Below are 25,382 nucleotides of genomic sequence, written 5' to 3'. Positions count from 1 at the left end.
CCCGTTACAGGGGCTGCAAAGGCGGCTTCAGAGGATGAAGCGCGAAAGGTCTTCGTCGTGACTTAGTGCCGCAAGGCGCTCGTCGACATAGGCAGCATCGATATGGATGGTCTGCCCTTCGATGCGCGTTGCATCGAAGCTTACCTCATCGAGCAGACGCTCCATCACGGTCGACAAGCGGCGCGCGCCGATGTTCTCGGTGCGCTCGTTCACCTCGAAGGCGATGGCGGCAAGGCGGTTGACGCCTTCGGGCGTGAACTCGAGCGTCACGCCCTCCGTCGCAAGCAGCGCCTGGTACTGCTTCACGAGCGACGCGCGGGTCTGCGTCAGGATGCTTTCGAAGTCGGACACCGAGAGCGACTGCAGTTCCACGCGGATCGGAAACCGGCCCTGCAGTTCGGGAATGAGGTCGCTCGGCTTGCTGAGATGGAACGCGCCGCTGGCAATGAAGAGCATGTGGTCGGTGCGTACCACGCCGTACTTGGTGCTCACGGCCGTGCCTTCGACCAGCGGCAGCAGGTCGCGCTGCACGCCCTGGCGCGACACGTCGGAGCCCTGTGCTTCGCTGCGCGTGGCGACCTTGTCGATCTCGTCGATGAAGACGATCCCGTTCTGCTCGGCGTTGGTGATGGCCTGCGCGCGGATCTCGTCCTCGTTCACCAGCTTGGCCGCCTCTTCGTCGATCAGGAGGCGCATGGCTTCGGCGATCTTGAGCTTGCGCGTCTTGCGCTTGCCGCCGCCGAGCTGGCCGAACATGCCGCGCAGCTGCTCGGTCATTTCTTCCATGCCCGCGGGACCCATGATCTCGAGCGGGGCACGGGCCTCGGCCAGGTCGAGTTCGATCTCCTTGTCGTCGAGCTGGTGCTCGCGCAGCTTCTTGCGAAAGGCCTGGCGCGTGGGATTGGGGCCGTCCAGAGCAGGCGCACCGGTGTCGGCGCCGCGGGCAGGCGGCAGCAGCACGTCGAGGATGCGGTCCTCGGCGGCATCCTCGGCGCGGGCGCGCACCTTGGCGCTTTCGGCTTCGCGCGTCTGCTTGACGGCAATCTCGGCCAGGTCGCGAATGATCGAATCGACGTCCTTGCCGACGTAGCCCACCTCGGTGAACTTGGTGGCCTCGACCTTGATGAACGGCGCATCCGCAAGGCGCGCCAGGCGGCGCGCGATTTCGGTCTTGCCCACGCCCGTGGGACCGATCATGAGGATGTTCTTGGGCGTGATCTCGGTGCGAAGCTTTTCCTCGACCTGCTGGCGGCGCCAGCGGTTGCGCAGCGCAATGGCCACGGCGCGCTTCGCGGCCGGCTGGCCGACGATGTGGTTGTCCAGCTCCGAGACGATTTCCTGGGGGGTCATGGACATGGTCAGAGCGCTTCCACCGTGTGGTTCATGTTCGTGTAAATGCAGATTTCACCGGCTATCGCCAGCGATTTGCGCACAATCTGCTCCGCCGTGAGGTCGGTGTTGTCGATCAGCGCCTTGGCGGCCGACTGGGCATACGCTCCGCCCGAACCGATGGCGATCACGCCGTCTTCGGGCTCCAGCACGTCGCCGTTGCCAGTGATGATGAGGGAGGTGGTGGCATCGGCCACGGCCAGCATGGCCTCGAGTTTGCGCAGCACGCGGTCGGTGCGCCAGTCTTTCGTGAGCTCGACCGCGGCACGGGTGAGATGGCCCTGGTGCTTTTCGAGCTTGGCCTCGAAGCGCTCGAACAGCGTGAAGGCATCGGCGGTGGCGCCGGCAAAGCCGGCCAGCACCTTGCCGTGATAGAGCCGCCGCACCTTGCGCGCGGTGCCCTTGATGACGATGTTGCCGAGAGTGACCTGCCCGTCCCCGCCGATGGCGACCTGATCGCCTTGGGGGGTCTTGCGGCGCACGCTCACGATGGTGGTGCCGTGAAACTGTTCCATCGAAGCCATCTGGGGATGGCCCGGGGCAATGCAACCCCGCGCCCTGCGCTGAATTGCGTCTAGTTCTTGCGGACTGCCACGGTGGCATGGTCGGCGATGCCGACGGTGTCGAACAGCGCCGCGATCAGCCGGTGCGCGTCCACGAACTGCACGCGCTCGCCCTGGGCGTCGCGCGCCCGCACCCATTCGAGCAGCGTGCCGGCGGCGGCCAGGTCCATGCGCAGCAGCGCGGCGCATGAAATGATGGGCGCGGTCGTGTTGCGCAGCTCGGTGTCGAGCCGCTGCAGGCTCGAATGCGCTTCGCCGCGCAGGTCGCCGGCCAGGGCCGCAAAGCCGCTGTCGGTGGTCGGAAAGCTTTCCGATTCACCGTTGACCGAGGACAGCGACCACACCGAGCCCGAACCGGGCCGGCTGCCCGCCGGGGCGACCAGCGAAACGCACTCGCCCTTCGGGTCTTGCCAGGCGGGCGGCGAGACTTCGTAGGTGATGCAGTAGTTGAGGGCCACCAGCTCGAACTCGTCGGGCATGTTCATCATGCGCAGCGCCGCCAGGTGCAGCTGCCACCGGACATCTTCGGTGCTGCGCTCGCCATTGGGCGTGGCTTCGGCCAGCACGGCCCGCAGCCGGGCCGCACCGATGAAGCGCAGCTGCACCGGCGAATCGGCCCAGTGCGCGAACAGCACCCGCAGCGGCGCCGCGGCATCTCGCTCGATAGCGGCCAGCGCACGCCAGTCGAGCGTCCAGACCGAACCGGCCTTGGACAGCGCCCGCGTGAGGTCCACCAATCCGTCGCGCGCCAGGCGCGCCGGGCTGGTCCAGTCGGGGCCGGCGGGCGCCAGTTCGGCGTAGTCGGTGGCGGCCACGGCCTTCACGTTGCGCGCCAGTTCGTCGAGGGGCACCCAGTCGGGGCCCATGCGTTTCATGCGCTGCGCATAGCGCATGCGCGTGGCAGCAAAGCGGGTGGCTTCGCCAGTGGCGCGATACAGGTCGAGCAGCGCGTGCCAGCGCGCATCGTCGCGCTCGATCGCGGCATGCTCGGCCTCGCTGCCGGGGGCCGCGCTCTCCGAAGCCAGGGCTTGCAGAAGAATCGCCTCGGTCCCGGCATCGTCGCCATGCGCGAAGCGGATCACCGCCTCTTCGAGCGCACCGTCGCGCGCGAGCCGTGCCGACAACAGCGAAGGCCCACTGACCGGCGCGCTGGCGACAGCCGGCGCTGGCGTCGGCGCTGGAGCTGGCACGGGCGCCGGGCTGGCGGCAGCGGGGGCGTGTGCCGGCGACGCAAGCAGGCGGGCCAACTCGGCCTCGTTCACAGGCGGCGGCAGGGTTTCGGCACCGGCGTCGGGGGGCGGGTTGCCCAGCACCTCGCCGTTGGGACCGCGGCCTTTCCACCATTGCTGCGACATCTGCTCTTCGATCTCGTCGATCTTCTTGAGCGTGAGTGCGCGCCCCTCCGATTTTTCGGAGGTGCTGTTCAGGTTGAAGGAGGACGGCGTGACCGTACCCTCGAACGCATGCGCGGCCGCTTCACGCTGGCGCAGCTTGCGAAGCATGTCGAACTCGCGACGGCGAACGAAATCGTTGCGCTGGCGCCGCTCGATCATCTCCTTGAGCACTTCCCGGCTGTAGGCCTGGTCGGGCAGCGTCGAATCGGCGGCCGCATCCAGCTCCGACCAATCCTTGAGCGGATTGCGGACGAACTTCGCCACCTTGGAGAACAGGCGGCCCGATTCTTCCTTTGGCATCGACGAAAACTTCGAGGCGGGCGGGTTCTTGTTTTCTTTTCGGATCAGTCGCCGAACATCTTCTGCTTGAGTTCGCGGCGCTGCTGGGCTTCGAGCGACAGCGTGGCCGTGGGCCGGGCGAGCAGGCGGCCGACGCCGATGGGCTCGCCGGTTTCGTCGCAGTAGCCGTAGTCGCCGGCGTCGATGCGCTGGATCGACTGCTCGATCTTCTTCAGCAGCTTGCGTTCGCGGTCGCGCGTACGCAGCTCGAGTGCGTGCTCTTCCTCGATGGTGGCGCGGTCTGCGGGGTCGGGCACCACGACGGTGTCTTCACGCAGGTGCTCGGTGGTTTCGCCGGCGTTCTCGAGAATGCCGCGCTTGAGCTCGACCAGCTTCAGGCGGAAGAACGCCATCTGCTTGTCGTTCATGTACTCGGTGTCGGGCATCGCGATGACCTCGGCATCGGTCAGCTCTTCGACCGGCTTGGATTTCCAGTTGTTGGCGAGCTTGGGGTCCTTCTTCACGGCCACCGGCGGCGGCGGCACCAGCGCATTCGAAGGCGCCTGCGAGAAAGAAGACTTGGCAGCGGTGGAGGCCACCGATTGCGGCATGGAGGGCACGGTCAGCTGCGACAGCCGGGAGACGCGGCCACCTCGCGCGGGCGCGGGTGCAGCGGTCTGGGTGGGCATCGAAGGTGTCGCCGTGGCGGTAGAAGAGGCGGCAGCCGTTTTTTTCATTGGGATCGGAGGGGCAGAGGGAACGGCAGCGGGGCGGCCGACGGTTTTGGATGGCGGTTGACCCGCAACTGCAGTCTTGGCGGAGGCGGATGCCACCGATGCAACGGACTTCGCAGGCTGGACGGGCTTCTTTGCAACGCTTTCGGCCTTGGCCGACGACGCTGCTGGCTTCTTTGGAGCGCTTTTTTCTTTCGTGGCGGGAGCTCTTGCAGCGGAAGAAGCTTTTTTCGCCGCGGGTACAGCCGGCTTTGCAGCCACCGCTTTCTTGGCGGAGGGCCTGGTTGCTGGCGTAGCCTTGGCGGCGGGTTTCTTCACGGTGACTGGCTCCTTGAACGAACTGGAACGCGCTTTCACTGGGTGTCTCCTCCCAAGGGACCCCTTGCGGCTTTCAAGCCGGCTTGGGCTCCACTCGTCGGAGTGCTCGCAGTGACGAACCCCGGGGTTATACCCCCGAAAGCCCGCCAAAAACGTGCGGCGCTCCGTGCCGTAAGTCACATCCCGTCCTCAGGACGAGGGCGTGGCTGCCGGAACAGGCGCGCGATTGTATAGAGAATCGAAATGAAGGGGGATGTCGCTGCGAACGGGGCCGCCTCCGGTAGCATCCCCTCCGTTGCCGGAGGGGGCAACGAAGGCCCGCCAAAGCCGCCGAGGGACGGCGCGGGTCTCTCAACAATTCATACAAAGAGAAGAAATCTTGAGCAAAAAAGCAGTTTTGGGCGCGCTTGCCGCCGCGATCGCGCTCGCCTATGGCGGCGGCACCTGGTGGGCCGGCACAAAAATAAAATCCAGCTACGACGCCGCCATGGACGAGTTGCCCAAGCAGACGGCACTCGTTCGCGTGGTCGAACGCAGCTACGAAAAGAACTTCTTCGGCGCCGTGAGCACCGTCACCCTCGAACTCGGATGCGCCGCCGATGCCGCGGCCCAGGTGCCCGCGGTCAAGCCCGCCGACGGGGATGACGAAGAAGAGGAAGGCGAAGGCGAAGGCGACGCCGCCGCGCCGTTCAAGACCCTGCGGTTCACTTTCCGCGACACCATCCGCCATGGCCCGATCGCCGGCGGCACGCTGGCCGCGGCCACCATCGACAGCGAACTGGTGCTCGACGTGAAGGGCCAGGCCAAGGCCGAGCAGCTCTTCGGCAAGGCCAAGCCCCTCGCGGCGCACACCAAGGTGGGCTTCGGCGGCGGCTACACCACCGACCTGACCGTGGCACCCGTCAAGGTGGCCGAGGAAGGCAAGACGCAGGTCGCCTGGCAGGGCGCGCAGGCCCGCTTCGAGATGAACGGCGCCCGCACCCACGTGCACTATGACCTGACCATGCCCGGGCTGGACATGAGCGACGTGCGCACCGGTGCCACCATGAAGATGGGCAAGCTGACCGGCAAGGCCGACATGGACAAGAGCGCCGGCTGGTTCATGCCCATCGGCAAGAGCGAAGGCCGGCTCGACAGCTTCGAATTTGCCGCGCCCAAGGGCCTCGGCACCGCCGAGGGCGCCGAGGGCAAGGCCCTGCCCACCGTCCTGCTGCAGAACATCGACATGCTCGGCGAGTCCAGCATCAAGGACGGCCTCTACGAATCGACCGGCACCGTCAAGGGCGCCGGCAAGATCGGCGAAACCAAGATCGACAAGTTCGAGATGAGCAGCGGCGGGCGCCGCATCCACGCCGCGGGCTACAGGAAGCTGGCCGATGCGTGGTTGCAGTCGAGCGCGGTCAACGGCTGCGGCAAGGGCGGCGGCAAGGCCTCGCAGGCGGCCATGAAGGCGCTTGCCGACCAGCTGGCGCCGGACCTCAAGGCCATGGCCAAGTACAACCCCGAGATCGGCCTCGACAGGATGCTGGTCGAAATCGGCGGCAAGCGCGGCGAGATCAGCTACACGGCCGGCATGGTCGGCGTGACCGACGAAGACCTGCAAGGCCCGGGCATGGCGCTCTTGATGAAGCGCGGCGTGCTCAAGGCCAGCGCGCGGCTGCCGATGCAATGGCTCGAGCAGATCGCCGCCACCGGCGCCGAGAGCGGCCAGACGCCCCCGCCTGAAATGGTCGCCGGGCTGGTCGAGCAAGGCGAGGGCATGGGCTTCGTCAAGCGCGATGGCACCGACATCACGAGCCAGGTCGAGTACAGCGAAGGCAGCCTGAAGGTCAACGGCAAGCCGCTGGGCGCCATGGGCGGCAAGTAAGCCTCGGCTGAAACAAAAAAAGGCGCTGCCCCTCCTCGGGGGCAGCGCCTTTTTTGTTTGGCTGGCTTCAGTGCCGGCAGCGCGCCGTTACACCAGGCACTGCTCGAGCCCCTGCTCCAGGATCTCGCGCGGCAGCTCGATGCCGATGAACACCATGCGGCTCTGGCGCGCCTCGTCCTTGCCCCATTCGGGGCCCAGGTCGCTGCCCATGAGCTGGTGCACGCCCTGGAAGATCACCTTGCGCTCGGTGCCCTTCATGCTCAGCACGCCCTTGTAGCGCAGCATGCGCGGGCCGTAGATGTTGACGATCGCGCCCAAAAAATCTTCGAGCTTGGCCGGGTCGAACGGACGGTCGGCCTTGTAGACGAAGCTCTTCACGTCATCATCGGTGTGGTGATGGTGGCCGTGTCCCTCGTGCTTGTGCGAGGGATGGTCGCACTGCTCGCCATGCGCGTGGTCATGGTCGTGATGGTCGTGGTCGTCTTCCTTGAGGAAGTCGGGGTCGATGTCCAGCTTGGCGTTCAGGTTGAAGCCGCGCAGGTCGAAGATGTCCTTCAGCGGCACGTCGCCGAAGTGCGCCTTCTGCTGCGGCGCGCGCGGGTTCATGTGCTTGAGGCGATGGATCAGCGCCTCGGTTTCTTCGGCCGACACCAGTTCGCTCTTGCTGATGAAGATCTGGTCGGCAAAGCCGACCTGGCGGCGCGCCTCCTGGCGGTCGTTGAGCTGCTGGGGCGCATGCTTGGCATCGACCAGCGTGAGGATCGAGTCGAGCAGGTAGCTCTCGGCAATCTCGTCGTCCATGAAGAAGGTCTGCGCCACGGGGCCTGGATCGGCCAGTCCCGTGGTCTCGATCACCACGCGATCGAAGTCGAGCAGGCCCTGGCGCTTCTTGGCGGCCAGGAGCTGCAGGGCTTCGCGCAGGTCTTCGCGGATGGTGCAGCAGACGCAGCCGTTGCTCATCTGCACGATCTGCTCCTTCGATTCGGTCACGAGAATGTCGCTGTCGATGTTCTCCTCGCCGAACTCGTTCTCGATCACCGCGATCTTCTGGCCGTGCGCCTCGGTCAGGATGCGCTTGAGCAGCGTGGTCTTGCCCGAGCCCAGGAAGCCGGTGAGGATGGTGGCGGGAATGAGGGCCATGGTGTGCTCCGAAAGCGGAAAACAGAAGAAAAAGGAAACTGGCCGGCAGTTTAGCCAATGCCACTCAGTTGCGTTGGCGCAGGGTCAAGCGGGCTTGCGCACCACCACCAGGCCCTTGAGGTACTCGCCCTCCGGAAACTCGATGGTCATCGGATGGTCCGGCGCGGCGCCGAGCCGTTCGCTGATGTAGCCATCGACCTGGGCATCGAGGCCGGCCGAGGCCACGATCTTGTGGAACAGGTCGGCGCCGATGCCGCCCGAGCACGAGAAAGTCAGCAGCACGCCGCCCGGCTCCAGCAGCTTGAGCGCCAGGCGGTTGATGTCCTTGTAGGCGCGGGCCGCGCGCTCGGCGTGGGCGGCGGTGGGTGCGAACTTGGGCGGATCGAGCACGATCGCATCGAAGCTGCGGCCCTGTTCGATGAACTCGCGCAGCACCGTGTTGACGTTGGCGTCCAGGAACTCGGCCGTCACGCCCGAGCCCTCGCCACCGAAGCCGTTCAGCGCCAGATTGGCCCGCGCCTTCTCGAGCGCCGGCTGCGACGAATCGACCGACACCAGCTCGGCGCCCTCCAGCGCGCCGGCCGCGCGCAGGCCTGCCAGCGCCGCGACGGTGAAGCCGCCGGTGTAGCAGAAGCAGTTGAGCACGCGGCGAAAGCGCCGGTGCTGCGCCAGCTCGGCAAAGCGCTGGCGGCTGTCGCGCTGGTCGAGGTAGAAGCCGGTCTTGTGCCCGGTCGCGATGTCGAGCGAAAGCGTCCAGCCGTGCTCGCGGATCGCGAGCTGCGTCTCGCCCTCCCCCCGCAGCCAGCCCGTGACCGGCTTCAGGCCTTCGCGCTCGCGCCCGCTCGCGTCGGAACGTTCGTAGAGCTTGTGCAGGCCTGTTTCAGCAAGCAGCGCGTCGGCAATGGCGGCCTTCCAGCGCTCCACGCCGGCCGACAGGAACTGCGCCACCAGCGTATCGCCGTAGCGGTCGACGATCAGGCCCGGAAGCCCGTCGGCCTCGCCGTGGACCAGCCGGACGCCGTCGCTCTGCAGGTCGAAAAGCGACCGCGCCGCCACCGCACGCGCACACACCGAGGCCAGGAACGCAGCGTCGATGCGCTGCGCTTCGACAAAGCTCCAGGCCCGCGCGCGGATCTTGGAAACCGGGCTGAACGCGGCCCAGGCGAGGAACACGCCCTCGTGCGATTCGACGCGCACCGTCTCGCCCGAATCGGCACCGCCGCGTGCAATGGCAGATTCGAAGATCCATGGATGGCGGCGCTGCAGCGAGCGCTCCTTGCCGGGCTTGAGGCGGAGGGTTTTCATTGGGTGTCGTCGTTGTCTTTTCTGGGCTTGGAGCGCGCACCCTCCGGCCGCGCCTGCGCACGCGGGTGAGCAGCGTCATAGGCCTTGGCCAGGTGCTGGAAATCCAGCCGGGTATAGATCTGCGTGGTCGAGATGTTGGCGTGGCCCAGCAGCTCCTGCACGGCGCGCAGGTCGCTGCTCGACTGGAGCACGTGGCTCGCGAACGAATGCCGCAGCATGTGCGGATGCACCGGGGCCGCCAGGCCGGCCTTCAGGCTGCGCTCCCGCAGCATTTTCCACACCGCCTGCGACGACATCCGAACGCCCTTGCTGCTGATGAAGAGCGCCGCCGCGCCCGCCGCATCGCGCAGGCCCGCGGTTGCGAGCGCCGCACAATCGCCGCGCACCGCGAGCCAGTCGCGCAGCGCCTCGGCCGCCTTGCCGCCGATCGGCACCAGCCGCCGCTTGCTGCCCTTGCCCAGCACATTGGCCTCCAGCGCCTCCAGGTCGACCCAGCCGCGGGCCGTGTGGCTGGCCTGCGCATCGAGGCCGGTGAGCTCGCTCACGCGCAGGCCGCAGCCGTAGAGCACCTCGACGATGGCGCTGTCGCGCGCCTCGGTCCAGGGGTCGGCCTCGGGGTCGTACATTTCGGCGAGCCGCACCGCATCGTCGACCGCCAGCGCCTTGGGCAGCGGCCGCGCGGCCTTGGGCGCGTGCACGTCCTTCACGGGGTTGAAGCCCACCAGTCCTTCGTTGCCGAGCCAGCGGTAGAAGCTGCGCCAGCACGAGAGCACCAGCGCAATGCCGCGCGGCTCGCGCCCGGCGCCGTGCAGCTGCGCCATCCAGCGCCGGATGTGCGCCGTTTGCACGCGATCGAGCGGAAGCCCGGCTTCCGCGGCGTTGACCGCCAGGGCCTGGAGGTGAATCGCATAGAGCTCGACGGTGCGCGGCGCCAGCCGGCGCTCCACGCGCACGTACGCCAGGTACTTCTCGACCCAGGGCGGCGTTTCGGCCATGCCAGCCGTCTCAGTGGAGGTAGCCATTGAATGCATTGTTCACGACGGCCAGCGGCTCGCGCAATGCGCCCTTGAAAACCATGCCGAACCGGCGCCAGCAGCTGGTGCTGGCCGCCGCATACTGGACGTCGAAGTCCTTGTCGAAACCGCTGGCCCGCACCAGCCGCTCGACGCGCCACAGGTGATAGGGCTCCGACACCACGATCACGCTGCGCACGCCCGCCGCCTTCAGCACCGGGGTCGACATCGAGAGATTCAGGCGGGTCGAAGTGGATGCCGGCTCCAGCAGCAGCGGGCCGCCATAGCCCTGCGCGCGCGCGTGGCTCTCCATCACCTCGGCTTCGATGCGGCCATCTTCCTTGTCGACCCCGCCCGACAGCACCAGCTGCTTCACGCGGCCCGCGCCGGCCAGCGCAATGCCGGCATCGACCCGGCCCGTGAGGCAGGGGTTGGGCTTGCCCCTGAGGTAGGCGCGGTTGCCAAGGATCAGCGCGGCATCGGCCGGCTGTTGCGGCGGACGCGCCAGCGCCGCAGCCGCATGCCGCCAGATCACCCCCGCAATCGCCAGATAGGCCAGCACGCCGGCCAGCAGCACCGCGCCCAGCACGGGCCTCACGGCCCGCCAGGACCGGCGCCGGCCGCTCAAGGCCGCAGCCGCGACAGCGCGCCCGAAGCCAGTTCGGCGATGCGCTCTAGAAAGTCGGTGCCCATTTCGGCGTTGAAGCGCTGTGCGTCCGGCGAGGCCAGCACCAGGAGGCCGAAGGCCGGCGATTCGGCATCGGGCCGCAGCGGAATCATCGCAATCGACATGGCGCCGGCCGGTTCGGGCAGCCACTTGGCCGCCTCGAAGCCCGAATTGAGCCCGCAGTAGGGCGAGGTCAGCGAGGTGGCCAGGGCCTTCACGTCGTCGCTCACCCACTGGGCATAGGCCTCGTTGAGGTAGTCGGCGCTGCAGTCCCATACCTTGATGGCTGTCTGCGGCACCAGGAACAGCGACTGCAGGTCGACCGCGATGCGGTAAGGCAGGCTGCGCGGATCGCGCGTGGTCAGGAGGCCGCGGGTCCAGCGCTGCAGGCGGTCGGCGATCACCACGTTCTCGGTGCCGTGGCGCACCATGTCCATCAGCCGATGCTCCAGCGCCTTGATCTTTTCGCGCAGCATCTCGGCCTGGCGCTCCTGCAGGCTCACGGCGCGGTTGCCGTGCGGGCTGGTGAGCTGCACCTGCGCCAGCAGTTGCGCGTGCCGCTCGAAAAAATCGGGCGTGTTCGCCAGGTAGTTGGCGATGTCGTCTTCGGTGATCGGGTTCATTGCGTCGTCTTTGTTGTTTCTGGTGGGGGTGGTCATGGCAGCTCTGGCACCTCGATGTCACCCTCGAAGACCGTGGTGGCCGGCCCCGTCATGAGCACCGGGCTTCCCTCGCCCTGCCAGCCGATGGTGAGCACGCCGCCGTGCGTCTGCACGTCGACCCGGTTGTCCAGCAGGCCGAGCCGGATGCCCGCCACCACCGCCGCGCAGGCGCCGGTGCCGCAGGCCAGCGTTTCACCCGCGCCGCGCTCGAACACCCGCAGCCTGGCGTGCGTGCGGTCGACCACCTGCATGAAGCCGGCGTTCACCCGCTGCGGGAAGCGCGGATGGTGCTCGATGAGCGGGCCCTGCTCGCCCACCGGCGCCGTATCGACGTTGTCGACCAGCTGCACCGCATGCGGGTTGCCCATGGACAGCACCGCCACCGAGACGATCGCCGAACCGGCACGGGTGCCCAGCGCCAGGTGCCAGGTGTGCCACGCGCCCGTGGGCTGCGGATCGAGCCCCGCGGTGTCGAAGGGCACGCGCGCGGGCTCGAAGACCGGCGGGCCCATGTCGACCGTGACCCGGCCGTCTTCGCCCATGCGCGGCTCGATGATGCCGGCGAGCGTTTCGACGCGCACCGTGTCCTTTTCGGTCAGGTGGTGCTCGCGCACGAAGCGCATGAAGCAGCGAGCGCCGTTGCCGCACTGCTCCACCTCGCCGCCGTCGGCGTTGTGGATCACGTACTGAAAGTCGACGCCCTCGGCCGCAGCCGGGGAAGGCGGCCGCACCGTGAGGATCTGGTCGGCACCCACGCCGAAGTGGCGGTCGGCCAGAAAGCGGTATTGCGCGGCCGTGAGGCCCAGCGAGCCGCGCGTTTCGTCGAGCACGACAAAATCGTTGCCGGCTCCCTGCATCTTGGTAAAGCGGATTCGCATGGCGGGATTATCCGCCGCGCGAGTGGCGCAGCCGGTCCGGGGCCCAGTCCAGAAACGCCAACCGGTCCTGGCCCCGGAAACGCTCGCTGTTCAGGATGAAGGTTGGCGCGGTACACCGCCAGCCGAGCGCGATGGGACTGGGCGTCTTCGTGGTCATCGCGGGATCATTGCGAATAAGGTCAGCCGCAGCGGGCGCCGGCGATCCGCCCCTCTGCATCGAGGTCGATCGTGAGCCGCCCCGGATCCGCCGGCATCGGCAACGGCGCGCCGGCCGGTCCGGTGCGCGCAGACCGGGACCCCGTGCGGTTGCGCATTTCTTCCAGCAGCGGCGCGTCGGCCAACCGCCCCAGCGCATAGCGCGCCTGGGCGGCCTGGCAATCGGCCTCGCCGGCCACGGTGACGAAGACCGGCGGCGGCGGCACATCCGATGTGAGGGGGCGGAACCGGGGTTCGGTTTCGCAACCGGCCGTGAGCAGCGACGCGGCGCACAGGGCCGCGGCCATTGCGCCGCGCCAATGCTGGAGGAGGAAACCAGGTGGGTGTCCGATGCGCATGGTGCGGTCCCTTGCTGTTGCCATAGTTGCATCGATCGTAGCGCTGCAGCCTCCGTAGCTCGGCTGCGGAAAATTGATACGGCTTTTTCGAATTCCATCTACCGCGGAACAGGGCTCCATGCCGGACTCCCGTGGCATTCTGGAACACACAGGCCCGTCGTCTGGTTGGTGCTCACTCTTCGTAACGTGGCGCCGATGGGCCTTTTGTTCACACCAAGGTTCGAGGAACTCCGATGCAGGTTGGGTCAAGGTTGCGTGCGTGGGTCTACGCAGGAGGTTGGGCGCTTCTGCTCGCCGTATCGGGTTGCGGCGGCGGCGGCGGCGGGGGTGGCGGCGGCGGCGCGCTGCCGATCGTGGCAGTGGCACCCACCACGCCGCCGGCCGACCCGCCCAGTGCACCGCCTCCCGCGCCGCCCGCACCCGACGCGCCCGCCACCCCGCCGCCGTCACCGCCTCCGCCGACTGAACCCGCGCCGCCGTCCGAACCACAACCCGCGCCGGCCAGCCGTGTCGTCACCGAGACCATCACTTCGGCCAAGACAGGCGCGACCTATTCGCTCGAGATCTACCTTCCCGCCTCCTACGACGGCAACTCGAGGAACTATCCGGTCATCTATGCGATGGATGGCGATGCGGTCTTCAATCCGCCCGGCACGCGCTTTTCGAACTTCAGGGACATCCTCGAACAGCGCGGCACGCAGGCGATCCTGGTCGGCATCGGCGGCACGGCGCGCCGCGAGGAGGACTACGCCCTGCCGGGTGCGCGGGCGTACCACGAGTTCCTGACCGTCGAACTGGTGCCTTTCATTGAAACGAGGTACCGCGCCGATGTAAAAAAGCGTGTGCTGACCGGCCTCTCGCTGAGCGGGAGCATGGCGGGCATCTCGCTTTTTCTCGAGGGCGCGTCGGGCACGCTGACCTTCTCGGCCTACCTGTCGTTCGAGAGCGCGTTCGACTACCAGGAATCCGAGTACCAGTCGCTCGAGCAGCAGATGCACGATGCGCTCGGTGGCAAGCCGTTGCCCGCCACGCTCATCCTCACGCACTGCGGCAATCCGGACGAATGCAATTCCCGGCCCGTGGAAGCCATGTACAACCGGCTGCGGGCGCGCGGGTACGAGGGCCTGTCGCTCACGGAAGCGACCTACGAGACAACCCACACGCAGGCCGACATTCCCTCGTTCACCGAGGCCATCGCAAGCCTTTTGCCTTGACCAGGTCCGCGCAGCTTCGGCGCAGTCAGGCCGGCGGGCGCCATTGCCCGGATGCCGGGCACACGCTGGCCGGCTCGCCGTTCACGCGCACCTGCTCCTCGTCGCTCTGCGCGGGGGCGGCGGGCTCGACATCGAACCGAATCCGGAGCGCGCGCGCCACGTGCGCGTCTTCGACCGGAAGCTCCCACGTCAGGAACAGCTGGCTGCAGTCCTGTCCCGGCCCGAAGTCGGCGGCATGAAAGCCGCTGCCGCCACGCCGGACCACGGCATGCGGCTGGCAGGTATCGAAGACGAGAAGCGTGCCGCGCGCAAGCGCAATCCGATCGCCGGTGCCAGGGAAGTGCACGTCCAGCCCCTTGTCCTCGCTCACGAAGAGATTGCAGAACGCTGCTGCGCCGTACTGCGCGCCGTCATGGTGGTACCGCGCGCCCCGGCAGGCCATGAGGGCGACGTCGCTGGAGGCCAGCACCTCCTCCAGGCCGAGCGCGCGCGTCCAGCCGGCCGCCGCCTGCACGCAGCGCCGGTAGTCCGGCCAGCGTGCACGCGCGCGCGCCAGGGGCATGGCTTCGACGTCTCCGGGTTCCAGCGCCATGTGCGAGATCTCCCGCTCCCAATCGGCCAGCAGCCTCGCGGGTGGCGCGGGCACCTCGACCCGGCCCGACAGCACCACGCCGCCCACGCTCCGGGTGCGCATCGACTCGCCGCTTCGGAACCATGCAACGAGGCGGTCGGGCTCGCGCTCGAAGGATGTGGAAGGGCTCATTGCGGCCAGTGTAGTCAGCGCTGCGTTCGCGCAAGCAGCCGGGCCGCTTGGACTGTAGGTGCGCACTGTCATGCCGTGCCGTCCGCTCCCTTCATGCCGACAAGCGCATTGGCGCTGTCGGCTCGGGCATGCCAGGTACAACTTTGGTGCTCCCCTCAACGCCTTTCACCAAGGAGACATTCAATGGTTGATATCAAGGACAAGGAAGATTCGCACCCCGCCGCAACCGGCGCCGGCGCCGTGGTCGGCGGTGTCGCGGGCGGTGTCGCGGGCGGCGCGGCCGCCGGCGCGGCCGTCGGCGGCATGACCGGCCCCGTGGGGGCTGCCGTGGGCGCCGCCGTGGGTGCGGTCGCCGGGGCGCTGGCCGGCCGGCGCATGGCAAAGGTCGATCCGGACGCCGAGGACGCCTACTGGCGCGACAACTACGCCGGGCGCTCCTACGTCACCGGCGGATCGAGCTACGACGACTATGCACCGGCGTACCGCTACGGCGTCGATTCCTATTCGCGCTATCCGGATCGCAAGTTCGAGGACGTCGAGCCCGAGTTGGGACGCGACTGGGGCACCGCGCGCGGGCGCTCTTCGCTCGAGTGGGAGCGCGCCAAGCACGCGTCGCGCGACGCCTGGCAGCGCGTGAGCGACAACGTGGAGCGTGCGGTCCCGGGCGACTCGGACCGCGACGGGCTCTGACCGCCAGCGCTGCAGGAGAAGAAGAAAACGGCCCGAAAGGGCCGTTTCTGTTTTGATGGGGCGGCCTGCCAGCGCGCTAGCGGGTCTGCCACTCGGCCAGCCATGCCTCGATCCGGATCCGGATGCGCCGCAACGCCTCGCCGCGCTCCGCGTCGAGGCTGGCCAGCGTGAAGTGGCACATGTCCACGCCACGCAGCCGCAGCAGGCCCGTGCCGATCAAGTCGCCGGCCGTGTCCCGGTGCAGGCGGAGTTCGAACGCCCAACCGGTCGGTAGCATGGGATTGCATTCCAGTCCGAGGTCCGCGTCCAAATTTTGCCTTTCGCCGTCGTTCTGGACGGCAATGCCAGCATACCCCCCTGCGGACAGAAAGCCATCCCCGGAACGTGTCAGTCGATGCTGATGTTCGCGGCCTTCGCCACCTCGGCCCATTTCACGCGGTTCTCATGCACGGTCTTCCTGAACTGCGCGGGCGACTCGATGCGCACGGTGTTGCCCTGGCTTTCGAAGCGCTCGCGGATCTCGGGCTGCTCGAGCACGGCCTTCACCGCGGCGTTGAGCTTCTCGACGATCTGCACGTCGGTGCCCTTGGGCGCGAAGATGCCGAACCAGATCGAGCTGTCGAAGCCCCTGGTTCCCGCGAGGCCGCTGGAGGCGATGGTCGGGACTTCTTTCACGGCGGCCACTGGCGCGGCCGTGGTCACGCCCAGGAGGCGCACCTTGCCGGCCTTGTAGTGCGGCAGCACCGTCTGCACCTGGTTCATGATGCAGCAGGTCTCGCCGCGCACCACCGACGTGATGGCCTCCGGCCCGCCCTTGTAGGGCACGTGAACCATCTGCAGGCCGAGGCGCGAATTGAACTCGGCAAAGGCCATGTGCGTGCCCGCGCCATTGCCCGTGGAGGCGTAGTTGTACTTGCCGGGGTTGGCCTTGACGAGATCGACGAACTCCTTCAATGTCTTCGCGTTGATCACGTCCGGGTTGATCGTGAGCACGTTCGAGACATCGAGCACCGGCGCCACCGGCACGAAGTCGGCCTCCACGTCGAACGGCAGCTTCTTGTAGAGCGCGGCATTGCTGCCGTGCGTGGCCGCGGTGCCGAACGAGAGCGTGTAGCCGTCGGGCTTGGCGTGCGCCACGTATTCGCTGGCAATATTGCCCGCGGCGCCCGACTTGTAGTCGATGATGACCGGCTTGCCCAACTGCCTGGACAGCGGTTCCTGGATGGCGCGGGCCACCACGTCGACGCCGGAGCCGGCCGGAAAGCCCATGATCAGCGTGACCGGCTGCTGGGGCCAGTCGCCCTGCGCAAAGGTAGTGGAAGCAGCCAGGGCTGCGCACAGCGTCGCACCGGCCATGCGGAGGGTCTGCCTGAAGGAAGGCGAAAAGGGAGAATGGGTCATGACTGTCTTTCCTCGATGCGGGCGTTGCAGCCCGCGATTGTGGCGCGCGGCTCATGCCCGATCGGGAATGAGCTTATGCGCCATGCCGGCGCACCGCATCACCTCTCCATAATCGCCGCATGGTCCGCCCCACCCAACAACGCCACCCCGCCCGCGAGCCCGCGCCCCTGCGCGCGGCAGCCACCGTGCTGCTGCTGCGCGATTCCGCGGCCGGCATCGAAGTGCTGATGACGCGCCGCTCGAGCACTGCAAGCTTCGCGCCAGGCGCCTTCGTATTTCCCGGCGGCCAGGTCGATGCGGCCGACGAGGCCGCCAAGCGCATTGCCGCGTGCCGCCCCACGCAAAGCGGCATCCAGCTGACGCAGGCCATCACGGCCATCCGCGAAGGCTTCGAGGAGCTCGGCGTGCTGCTCGCGCGCCATGCGGACGGCAGCCCCGTGCGCATGGAAGACATCGCCTCGATGGACCGCAGCACCGCCTCGCCCGTTTCGTTTGTCGAGCAATGCGAAGAGCGCCAGCTGGTGCTTGCGGCCGACCAGGTGTTCAGCCTGGCGCACTGGATCACCGACCGCGACCTGCCCAGGCGCTTCGACGTGCCCTTCCTGGTCGCGCGCATGCCCGAGGCCCAGGTGCCCACCGCCGACGAGAGCGAGCAGTTCGAGCCCTGCTGGGTGCGGCCGGCCGATGCGCTCGCGCGCCATGCGCAGGGCAGTTTCTTCATGATCTTTCCAACGGTGCGCACGCTGCAGCGGCTGGCGGCCTATGCCGACGTCGACGCGGTGCTGCAAGCCTGCGCGCCCACGGACGGCGCCGAGCAGCCGCTGTGGACCAGCTGCCCGCGCGCCGGGCTGCTCGCCGGGCAGGAAGCGCGCTACATGGAAACCGAGTCGCCCTATGGCGAGCTCGCGCTGGTCTGCCCCGATGGCCAGATGCTGCACGCGCTCGACTGGCAGAGCGAGCGGCCGGTGCCGCTGCTCAAGAACGTGCAGCGCCTCACCGCGCCCAATGCCGGCGCCATGACCGGCCCCGGCACCAACAGCTACATCGTCGGCGACGCGGCCACGGGCTACCTCGTGATCGACCCGGGACCGAACGATGCCGGACACATCGGCCGGATCTGGCACGCCGCGCAGGGCGACATCCGCATGATCGTGTGCACCCATTCGCATGCCGACCACTCGCCGGGCGCCGCGCCGCTGCAGGCCCTGTGCAAGGGGATGAAGCCGCCGATCCTCGGGCTGTCTTCGGCGCCGACCGCGCGCTCGTCGGCGCGCTTTGCGCCGGAACGCGAACTCGGCGACGGCGAGCGGCTCGTGCTCTCGGGCGCCACGGCCGACGGCGAGCGCATCACCCACACCCTGCGCGCCATCCACACGCCGGGGCATGCCGCCAACCACCTGTGCCTGGTGCTGGAGGAAGACGGGCTGCTGTTCTCCGGCGACCACATCCTGAACGGCAGCACCACGGTAATCGATCCGCCCGACGGCGACATGAACGCGTACCTCGAATCGCTCGACAAGCTCGACGCGGCCTGCGAAGCAGGCGGCATCGACTTCATTTTTCCCGCGCATGGCTACGTGATCGGCAGCGCCCGCGCCGCCATTGCGCAGCTCAAGGCGCATCGCCTGAAGCGCGAAGCCAAGATTGCATCCGCCATGAAGAAACTCCCCCAAGGTACGCCCGAAGACTGGCTGCCGCTTGCCTACGACGACGTGCCCCAGCGCATGTGGCCGGTGGCGGCCCGCTCGCTGGCGGCGCATGTGGCGCGCATCCGGCAACTGGCATCCGCCCCATGAACCGTCCCGGCGAAGAAGGGATCCGGCTTGCCAAGCGCGTGGCCGCGCTCGCCGGCTGTTCGCGCCGTGAGGCCGAGCTGCTTATCGAGAATGGCGCGGTGCGCGTCGATGGCGTGCCGGCGCTGCTGCCGCAGTCGCGCGTGCAGGACCACCAGAAGGTCGAGATCGAGCCCGGCGCCAAGCCGGAGCCGGTGGTGGCCGTCACCCTGCTGCTGCACAAGCCAGCCGGCATGCCGACCGACACCGCGCATCGGCTGCTGGTGGCCGCCAACCACCACGAACCCGAGCGCGCGGGCATGCGCTTTTTGCCGGCGCATGCCAAGGCGCAGCGCTGCATGACGCCGCTGGAAGCCGGCGCCAGCGGGCTCGTGGTCTACACCCAGGAATGGCGCATCGAGCGCAAGCTGCAGGAAGACGCGGGCGTGCTCGAGCATGAAGTGATGGTCGACGTGGCGGGCCCGGTCAGCCCCGAGCAGCTGGTGCGCTTCGAGCGCTCGCCCGCGCGTGTGAGCATCGGCCGCCAGTCCGACGACCGGACCGGCCTGCGCTTTGCGCTCAAGGGCGCGCGGCCGGGCCAGATCGCGCACCTGTGCGACGACACGGGGCTGCGCATTCTCGCGATGCGGCGCATCCGCATCGGGCGCGTGCCGCTGGCGGGCCTGGAGCCCGGGCAGTGGCGCTATCTATCGCCGCACGAACGCTTCTGAGGCGAGACGCGCCGGCGTGATGACGCCGGCGAAAGAAAAAGTGTGAAGCCCGCCGATAAGCCGGATTCTGTGCGTTGAAGTTTCCCTCAACGTGACCGCCATTACTCTGGGCCGCTTGTCGCCAAGCGGCTCGATGCCACCTACCCGCCAGCTCAGCGGAACCACCTCGATACTGGCCTACTTGGTGTTGCTGCGCGCAGAGATTGCCCGTTTCACCCGAACTGAATCGGCTCGTCTCTGTTGCTCTGATCCTCACCTCACGGTGGAGAGTCGTTAACTCCTGCGCTGTCCTGTGCAGTCCGGACGTTCCTCCAGTGCGGTCTTTCGACGCGGCGCCTTGCGGCGTCGCCCCTTGCGGGCTTGCACCAGCGGCGGTCTGGCGTGCTTCACGGGCGCAATTATCGCCTGATCCCCTCGCATCCGCCGGCGCGGCGTTCCACAATGGCACCTCGACCGACCCGCCTCCCCTACAAAGCCACAGGAGACCCAATGAAAGCCCAGAACATCCTCCAGACCATCGGCAACACGCCGCACATCCGCATCAACCGCCTGTTCGGCAATGCGAAGCAGCAGGTGTGGATCAAGTCCGAGCGCGCCAACCCCGGCGGCTCCATCAAGGACCGCATCGCGCTGTCGATGGTCGAGGACGCCGAGAAATCGGGCGCGCTGAAGCCGGGCGGCACCATCGTCGAGCCGACCTCGGGCAACACGGGCATCGGCCTGGCCATGGTGGCGGCGGTGAAGGGCTACAAGCTGGTCCTGGTGATGCCCGACAGCATGTCGATCGAGCGCCGCCGCCTGATGCTCGCCTATGGCGCCACCTTCGACCTGACGCCGCGCGCGGGCGGCATGAAGGCCTGCATCGCCCGCGCCGAGGAAATCGTGGGCGGCACCCCGGGCGCGTGGATGCCGCAGCAGTTCAACAACCCGGCCAACGTCGAAGTGCACATGCGCACCACGGCCGAGGAAATCGCGGCCGATTTTCCGGACGGCATCGACGTGCTGATCACGGGCGTGGGCACCGGCGGCCACATCACGGGCGTGGCGCGGGTGCTCAAGAAGAAGTGGCCGAAGCTGCAGGTGTTCGCGGTGGAGCCGGTGGCGTCGCCGGTGATCTCGGGCGGCGCGCCGTCGCCGCATCCGATCCAGGGCATCGGCGCGGGCTTCATTCCGAAGAACCTCGACACCTCGCTGCTCGATGGCGTGCTGCAGGTCGACGCCGAGCCGGCGCGCGAAATGGCGCGCCGCTGCGCCGTGGAGGAAGGCATCCTCGTGGGCATTTCTTCCGGCGCCACGCTCACCGCGATTGCGCAGAAGCTGCCCTCGCTGGCGCCCAATGCGGTGGTGCTGGGCTTCAACTACGACACCGGCGAACGCTACCTGTCGGTCGAAGGCTTCCTCCCAGCCTGACCAGCTATCTCTTTCATAGCGCCCCGCGCGCGTAAAATCGCTGGCTGCTTGATAAATACAAGCCCCAACGACATGCTGCGAATTTCAGAAATCAAACTGCCGCTCGACCACGACGACGCGGCCCTCCCCCAAGCCATCGCCAACGCCCTCGACACGCCGGTTTCCGGCGTGCGCGAGTTCAAGGTGTTCAAGCGCAGCTTCGATGCGCGCAAGCCGCAGTTGCTGCAGGTCTACATCGTCGACGTGCAGTTGGCCGATGCATCGCTCGAAGCCGCGCTGCTCGCGAGGCATGCCGGCCATCCGCACATCCAGCCCGCGCCCGACATGCGCTACACGCCGCCGGCGCAGGCGCCCGAAGGCGCGCCCCGGCCCGTGGTGATCGGCTTCGGTCCCTGCGGCATCTTTGCCGCGCTGATGCTCGCGAAGATGGGCTTCAGGCCCATCGTGCTGGAGCGCGGCAAGACCGTGCGCCAGCGCACCCGCGACACCTGGGGCCTGTGGCGCAAGAGCACGCTCAATCCCGAGTCGAACGTGCAGTTCGGCGAAGGCGGCGCCGGCACCTTTTCGGACGGCAAGCTCTACAGCCAGATCAAGGACCCGCGCTTCCTCGGCCGCAAGGTGATGGAGGAGTTCGTCAAGGCCGGCGCGCCGCCCGAAATCCTCTACGTCGCGCATCCGCACATCGGCACCTTCAAGCTGGTGAAGGTGGTGGAGAACATCCGCGAGCAGATCGTGTCGCTGGGCGGCGAGATCCGCTTCGAGCAGCGCGTGACCGACGTGCAGATCGACAACGGCCACCTGCGCGGCCTCACGGTTCTCGACCAGGCCACCGGCCAGACGAGCGAACTGCGCGCCGACCACGTGGTCATGGCGCTCGGCCACAGCTCTCGCGACACCTTCGAGATGCTGCACGCGCGCGGCGTGCACATCGAGGCCAAGCCCTTCTCCATCGGCTTTCGGGTCGAGCATCCGCAGGGCCTGATCGACCGCGCGCGCTGGGGCCGCCACGCGGGCCATCCGCTGCTCGGGGCGGCCGACTACAAGCTGGTGCACCACGCCAGCAACGGACGCTCGGTCTACAGCTTCTGCATGTGCCCGGGCGGCACGGTGGTGGCCGCCACCAGCGAGCCCGGCCGCGTGGTCACCAACGGCATGAGCCAATATTCGCGCAACGAGCGCAACGCCAACGCGGGCATCGTGGTGGGCATTGACCCGCGCGACTTTCCGGGCTGGACGGCCGAGGCCCCCGGTGATGCGCTCGCCGGCATCGCGCTGCAGCGCGAGCTCGAATCGAACGCCTTCGTGCTCGGCGGCGGCGACTACCGTGCGCCCGGCCAGCTGGTGGGCGACTTCATCGCCGGCAAGCCCTCGACCGCGCTCGGCAGCGTGATGCCGTCGTACAAGCCCGGCGTCACGCCCACCGACCTGCACCAGGCGCTGCCCGCCTACGCCATCGAGGCGATGCGCGAGGCCTTTCCCGCCTTCGGCCGCAAGATCAAGGGCTTCGACCTGCACGACGCGGTGCTGACCGGCGTGGAGACGCGCACCTCGTCGCCGATTCGCATCACGCGCGGCGACGACTTCCAGAGCCTCAACGTGCGCGGGCTGTACCCGGCCGGCGAAGGGGCGAGCTACGCGGGCGGCATCCTGTCGGCCGGCGTGGACGGCATCAAGGTGGCCGAAGCCGTGGCGCGCAGCGTCGTCGGAACCTGAGGAGCCGCTGCCATGCCGAACGACGACTTCCATTTCTACGAGCCCGCCCAGGGCCATGGCCTGCCGCACGATCCGTTCAACGCGATGGTCGGTCCTCGGCCGATCGGGTGGATCTCGTCGCAGGACGCCAATGGCCTGCTCAATCTCGCGCCCTACAGCTTCTTCAACGCCTTCAACTACACGCCGCCGATCGTCGGCTTTGCGAGCATCGGCGCCAAGGACAGCCTGCACAACATCCGCCAGACGCGCGAGTTCGGCTGGAACCTTGCGACGCGGCCGCTCGCCGGGCAGATGAACCAGTCGTGCGCGGCCGTGCCGCCCGAGGTGAACGAGTTCGAGCTCGCCGGGCTCACGCCCGCAGCCTCGCGCAACATCGCGGTGCCGCGCGTGGCCGAGAGCCCGGTCTCCTTCGAATGCCGGCTCACGCAGGTGCTGCAGCTCGAAGGCGTGGACGGTGTGCCCGTGCCCACCTGGCTGATCCTCGGCGAAGTGGTGGGCGTGCACATCGCGCGGCACCTGCTGAAAGACGGCATCTACGACACCGCCGCGGCGCAGCCGATCCTGCGCGGCGGCGGCCCGGCCGACTATTTCGAGATCAGCCCCGACAATCTCTTCAAGATGTTCCGCCCGCGCTGAGCGCGCGCAACCGCATTTTTTCCGCTGCTGCAACCTGACAAGAAACGACCGATGACCGACACCGCCACGCCTCAAGAAGCAATCCAGGAAGTCCAGCCGACGGAAGCCGAGGGCGCCGCCCCGCAGCAGCCGTCCGCCGATGGACGCCCGCCCCGTTCACCGCGCCCGCCGCGCCAGCCCCGGCAGCAGCAGCAGCAAAAGCAGAAGCCCAGGCAGGCCGCACAGCAGCCGCAGCAGCCCGCGCGAACGCGCAAGGTGCATCCCGCGCTGGAAAAACTCTTCGAGCTCTACCCGAACCTGTTCGGCGCGCGCTTCCTGCCGCTCAAGCTCGGCGTGTTCCAGGACCTGCTCGAAAAGCACCCGGACGACTTCAAGAAGGACGACCTGAAGGTGGCGCTCGGCCTGCACGCCCGCTCCACGCGCTACCTCGAAGCGGTGGCCGCGGGCCATCCGCGCCACGACCTGGACGGCACCGTGGTCGAGCCCGTGGCACCGGAGCATGTGCACCACGCCATCCTCGAGCTGCACCGGCGCCGCGCCCAGCGCAGCGGCGAAGACCTGCGTCCGCAGCTGGTGGCGCGCATCGCCCGGGCCGTGGAAGCCTCGGGCCTGGACCGCGAAGCCTACGCCGTGCTGGTGCGTTCGCGCGACGAGGAAACCAATGCGGTGCTCGACGAGGCGCTGGCCGAACTGGCCCGCGAAGCAGCCAAGCGCGAAGCGCTGTTGCGCGCCTTCGAAGCCAGCGGCCGCAGCAGCGAGCAAGAATTTGCCGAGATGTACGGCATGGATGCCGGCGAAGTGGCGCGAACGCTCGCACGCGCGCGGGCCGAGCGGCCCGAGGCGCCTCCGGCGGCCTGAACCGCCTGCCTCGCGTATTCGATGCCCGTGACCCGCTTCTCCGATTTCGTCGCGCCGCCGGCCTCCGGCAGCGCGGCCGAAGCGGACGCGATCCGGGAAGCTTCCGCCTGCCTCGACCGCTTCACCGAGCGCTTCAATGCCTGCGACACCGCGGGCATGGACCGCGAACTTCACTTTCCGCACCTGATGCTCTCGGGCGCCGAACGCCTCGAGTGGCATGCGACCGGCAACCACCCGGCGGACTTCTTCGAGAAGCTCAGGGCTTCGGGCTGGCGCCGCACGCGCTACCAGTCGAAGGACGCGGTGCTGGCCAGCGCCGACAAGGTGCATTTCATCGTCGCCTACACGCGCGAGGACGAGGCAGGCACCGTGCTGAGCACGCACCGCAACCTCTGGATCGCAACCCGGGTGGCCGGGCGCTGGGGCATCTCGCTGCGTTCGTACTGACGCTGCCCCGGCGGCACCCACAAAAAAGCCGCCACGGTTTCCCATGGCGGCTTTTTTCGATGCGGCGGATCGATATCAGCCGCGGGCGTTCTGCAGCGCCGCGATGCGCTCCTCGATCGGCGGGTGCGTGGCAAACAGCTTGCCGATGCTGCCCGTGATGCCCATGGTTTGCACCGCCTTGGGCAACTCGCCGGCCGGCAGGCCGCCGAGCCGCGCGAGCGCGTTCATCATCGGCTGCTTCTGCCCCATCAGCGCCGCCGAGCCGGCATCGGCGCGGAACTCGCGGTGGCGCGAGAACCAGGCCACCACGATCGCGGCCGCAAAGCCCAGCACGATGTCCAGCACGATGGTGCTCACGTAGTAGCCGATGCCCGGGCCCGAGGAACGGTCGTCGCCGCGGCGCAGGAAGCTGTCGACCGCATAGCCGATCACGCGCGACAGGAACACGACGAAGGTGTTCATCACGCCCTGGATCAGCGTCATCGTGACCATGTCGCCGTTGGCGATGTGGGCCACCTCGTGGCCGATGACGGCCTCGACCTCTTCGCGCGTCATGCCCTGCAGCAGGCCGGTGGACACCGCCACCAGCGACGAGTTCTTGAATGCGCCGGTGGCGAAGGCGTTGGGCTCGCCCTCGAAGATGCCGACCTCGGGCATGCCGATGCCGGCCTTGTCGGCGAACTTGCGCACGGTGCCGACGATCCAGGCCTCGTCGGGCGTCTGGGGGTTGTCGATCATGTGCAGCTTGGTCGTCCACTTGGCCATCGGCTTGCTGATCAGCAGCGAGATGATCGCGCCGCCGAAGCCCATGATCAGCGCAAAGCCGAGCAGCGCGGTCAGGTTCAGCCCGTTGGCCGTGAGATAGCGGTTGACGCCGAGCAGGCTGGCGACGATGCCCAGCACTGCCACGACCATCACGTTGGTCAAAACGAACAGAAGGATACGTTTCAAGTTGAATTCTCCGTGGGGAATGCTGCCGCGTAG

At 68.0% G+C, this 25,382-nt stretch carries 26 protein-coding genes and 1 other RNA gene; 10 read left to right on the top strand and 17 right to left on the bottom strand.

Going from position 1 to position 25,382, the window contains the following annotated elements:
• Positions 1-27 precede the first annotated feature (27 nt).
• Genes hslU through dksA form a run of 4 tightly spaced genes read right to left on the bottom strand, consistent with a single transcriptional unit; the run spans position 28 to position 4,458 of the window.
• A complete protein-coding gene (gene hslU, locus ABID97_RS06185) occupies positions 28-1,356 on the bottom strand; it encodes an ATP-dependent protease ATPase subunit HslU (protein ID WP_354397658.1) in 1,329 nt (442 codons plus the stop codon).
• A gap of 2 nt (positions 1,357-1,358) precedes the next feature.
• A complete protein-coding gene (gene hslV, locus ABID97_RS06180; RefSeq protein ID WP_026283873.1) occupies positions 1,359-1,904 on the bottom strand; it encodes an ATP-dependent protease subunit HslV in 546 nt (181 codons plus the stop codon).
• A 59-nt stretch (positions 1,905-1,963) separates the two neighbouring features.
• Entirely contained in the window at positions 1,964-3,646 is a 1,683-nt protein-coding gene (locus ABID97_RS06175; protein ID WP_354397657.1) for an STAS domain-containing protein, read from the bottom strand.
• 44 nt (positions 3,647-3,690) lie between these two features.
• On the bottom strand, positions 3,691-4,458 hold the full coding sequence (gene dksA, locus ABID97_RS06170; RefSeq protein WP_503012751.1) for an RNA polymerase-binding protein DksA: 768 nt from the start codon (positions 4,456-4,458) through the stop codon (positions 3,691-3,693).
• Positions 4,459-5,056: 598 nt separating this feature from the next.
• Between dksA and ABID97_RS06165 the strand changes: the two genes are divergently transcribed.
• Positions 5,057-6,544 (top strand): YdgA family protein, encoded by a 1,488-nt coding sequence (locus ABID97_RS06165; RefSeq protein ID WP_354397656.1) that lies wholly within the window; start codon positions 5,057-5,059, stop codon positions 6,542-6,544.
• 87 nt (positions 6,545-6,631) lie between these two features.
• On the opposite strand, the gene ABID97_RS06160 is transcribed toward ABID97_RS06165, so the two are convergent.
• From ABID97_RS06160 to ABID97_RS06125, 8 genes are all read right to left on the bottom strand, one after another.
• On the bottom strand, positions 6,632-7,684 hold the full coding sequence (locus tag ABID97_RS06160; RefSeq protein ID WP_354397655.1) for a CobW family GTP-binding protein: 1,053 nt from the start codon (positions 7,682-7,684) through the stop codon (positions 6,632-6,634).
• Between the two features lie 84 nt (positions 7,685-7,768).
• Positions 7,769-8,989: a class I SAM-dependent rRNA methyltransferase gene (locus ABID97_RS06155; RefSeq protein WP_354397654.1), complete on the bottom strand. Its 1,221-nt coding sequence runs from the start codon at positions 8,987-8,989 to the stop codon at positions 7,769-7,771.
• Positions 8,986-10,011 carry a tyrosine recombinase XerC gene (locus ABID97_RS06150; protein ID WP_354397653.1) on the bottom strand — a complete coding sequence of 342 codons (1,026 nt, stop codon included), beginning with the start codon at positions 10,009-10,011 and terminating at the stop codon, positions 8,986-8,988. The genes ABID97_RS06155 and ABID97_RS06150 overlap by 4 nt, the downstream gene beginning before the upstream one ends.
• Positions 9,995-10,600, bottom strand: coding sequence for a YdcF family protein (locus tag ABID97_RS06145; protein WP_354397652.1), 606 nt, complete (start codon positions 10,598-10,600; stop codon positions 9,995-9,997). The genes ABID97_RS06150 and ABID97_RS06145 overlap by 17 nt, the downstream gene beginning before the upstream one ends.
• Positions 10,601-10,626: 26 nt before the next feature.
• Positions 10,627-11,328, bottom strand: coding sequence for a DUF484 family protein (locus ABID97_RS06140; RefSeq protein WP_354397651.1), 702 nt, complete (start codon positions 11,326-11,328; stop codon positions 10,627-10,629).
• Entirely contained in the window at positions 11,325-12,209 is an 885-nt protein-coding gene (gene dapF / locus ABID97_RS06135; protein WP_354397650.1) for a diaminopimelate epimerase, read from the bottom strand. The genes ABID97_RS06140 and dapF overlap by 4 nt, the downstream gene beginning before the upstream one ends.
• Before the next feature lie 7 nt (positions 12,210-12,216).
• Positions 12,217-12,366: a hypothetical protein gene (locus ABID97_RS06130; protein WP_354397649.1), complete on the bottom strand. Its 150-nt coding sequence runs from the start codon at positions 12,364-12,366 to the stop codon at positions 12,217-12,219.
• A 22-nt stretch (positions 12,367-12,388) separates the two neighbouring features.
• Positions 12,389-12,763, bottom strand: a complete 375-nt coding sequence (locus tag ABID97_RS06125; RefSeq protein WP_354397648.1) for an I78 family peptidase inhibitor — start codon at positions 12,761-12,763, stop codon at positions 12,389-12,391.
• 233 nt (positions 12,764-12,996) lie between these two features.
• Here ABID97_RS06125 and ABID97_RS06120 point away from each other — a divergent pair, with 233 nt between their 5' ends.
• The gene (locus tag ABID97_RS06120) at positions 12,997-13,977 is read left to right on the top strand and encodes an alpha/beta hydrolase (protein WP_354397647.1); all 981 of its coding nucleotides are present in this window, start codon (positions 12,997-12,999) and stop codon (positions 13,975-13,977) included.
• Between the two features lie 25 nt (positions 13,978-14,002).
• On the opposite strand, the gene ABID97_RS06115 is transcribed toward ABID97_RS06120, so the two are convergent.
• Entirely contained in the window at positions 14,003-14,740 is a 738-nt protein-coding gene (locus ABID97_RS06115) for a hypothetical protein (protein WP_354397646.1), read from the bottom strand.
• 183 nt (positions 14,741-14,923) lie between these two features.
• On the opposite strand from ABID97_RS06115, the gene ABID97_RS06110 reads away from it, so the two are divergent.
• A complete protein-coding gene (locus ABID97_RS06110; RefSeq protein WP_354397645.1) occupies positions 14,924-15,430 on the top strand; it encodes a glycine zipper domain-containing protein in 507 nt (168 codons plus the stop codon).
• Positions 15,431-15,506: 76 nt separating this feature from the next.
• On the opposite strand, the gene ABID97_RS06105 is transcribed toward ABID97_RS06110, so the two are convergent.
• Positions 15,507-15,707, bottom strand: coding sequence for a hypothetical protein (locus ABID97_RS06105; RefSeq protein ID WP_354397644.1), 201 nt, complete (start codon positions 15,705-15,707; stop codon positions 15,507-15,509).
• 110 nt (positions 15,708-15,817) lie between these two features.
• Positions 15,818-16,786 (bottom strand): Bug family tripartite tricarboxylate transporter substrate binding protein, encoded by a 969-nt coding sequence (locus ABID97_RS06100; protein WP_354401679.1) that lies wholly within the window; start codon positions 16,784-16,786, stop codon positions 15,818-15,820.
• A gap of 164 nt (positions 16,787-16,950) precedes the next feature.
• On the opposite strand from ABID97_RS06100, the gene ABID97_RS06095 reads away from it, so the two are divergent.
• Positions 16,951-18,627 (top strand): MBL fold metallo-hydrolase, encoded by a 1,677-nt coding sequence (locus ABID97_RS06095; RefSeq protein ID WP_354397643.1) that lies wholly within the window; start codon positions 16,951-16,953, stop codon positions 18,625-18,627.
• Positions 18,624-19,334 (top strand): RNA pseudouridine synthase, encoded by a 711-nt coding sequence (locus tag ABID97_RS06090; protein ID WP_354397642.1) that lies wholly within the window; start codon positions 18,624-18,626, stop codon positions 19,332-19,334. The genes ABID97_RS06095 and ABID97_RS06090 overlap by 4 nt, the downstream gene beginning before the upstream one ends.
• Before the next feature lie 40 nt (positions 19,335-19,374).
• On the opposite strand, the gene rnpB is transcribed toward ABID97_RS06090, so the two are convergent.
• Positions 19,375-19,722, bottom strand: an RNA gene (gene rnpB / locus ABID97_RS06085) — RNase P RNA component class A.
• A gap of 101 nt (positions 19,723-19,823) precedes the next feature.
• On the opposite strand from rnpB, the gene cysK reads away from it, so the two are divergent.
• The 5 genes from cysK (at position 19,824) to ABID97_RS06060 (ending at position 24,398) form a co-directional block, all read left to right on the top strand.
• Entirely contained in the window at positions 19,824-20,744 is a 921-nt protein-coding gene (cysK, locus tag ABID97_RS06080; RefSeq protein WP_354397641.1) for a cysteine synthase A, read from the top strand.
• A 72-nt stretch (positions 20,745-20,816) separates the two neighbouring features.
• Positions 20,817-22,457, top strand: a complete 1,641-nt coding sequence (locus ABID97_RS06075) for an NAD(P)/FAD-dependent oxidoreductase (RefSeq protein WP_354397640.1) — start codon at positions 20,817-20,819, stop codon at positions 22,455-22,457.
• Positions 22,458-22,469: 12 nt separating this feature from the next.
• The gene (locus tag ABID97_RS06070) at positions 22,470-23,093 is read left to right on the top strand and encodes a flavin reductase family protein (RefSeq protein ID WP_354397639.1); all 624 of its coding nucleotides are present in this window, start codon (positions 22,470-22,472) and stop codon (positions 23,091-23,093) included.
• Between the two features lie 51 nt (positions 23,094-23,144).
• Positions 23,145-23,951 carry a ProQ/FINO family protein gene (locus tag ABID97_RS06065; RefSeq protein WP_354397638.1) on the top strand — a complete coding sequence of 269 codons (807 nt, stop codon included), beginning with the start codon at positions 23,145-23,147 and terminating at the stop codon, positions 23,949-23,951.
• A gap of 21 nt (positions 23,952-23,972) precedes the next feature.
• The gene (locus ABID97_RS06060; RefSeq protein ID WP_354397637.1) at positions 23,973-24,398 is read left to right on the top strand and encodes a hypothetical protein; all 426 of its coding nucleotides are present in this window, start codon (positions 23,973-23,975) and stop codon (positions 24,396-24,398) included.
• 75 nt (positions 24,399-24,473) lie between these two features.
• Here the strand turns inward: ABID97_RS06060 and htpX are convergent, their stop codons facing one another.
• Positions 24,474-25,349: a protease HtpX gene (gene htpX / locus ABID97_RS06055; RefSeq protein ID WP_354397636.1), complete on the bottom strand. Its 876-nt coding sequence runs from the start codon at positions 25,347-25,349 to the stop codon at positions 24,474-24,476.
• Between the last annotated feature and the right edge of the window lie 33 nt (positions 25,350-25,382).

It is taken from the genome of Variovorax sp. OAS795 (assembly GCF_040546685.1).
Lineage (GTDB): Bacteria > Pseudomonadota > Gammaproteobacteria > Burkholderiales > Burkholderiaceae_C > Variovorax.
The sequence above is the reverse complement of the archived record's forward strand: the minus strand, read 5'-3'. Positions and strand labels throughout refer to the sequence as shown.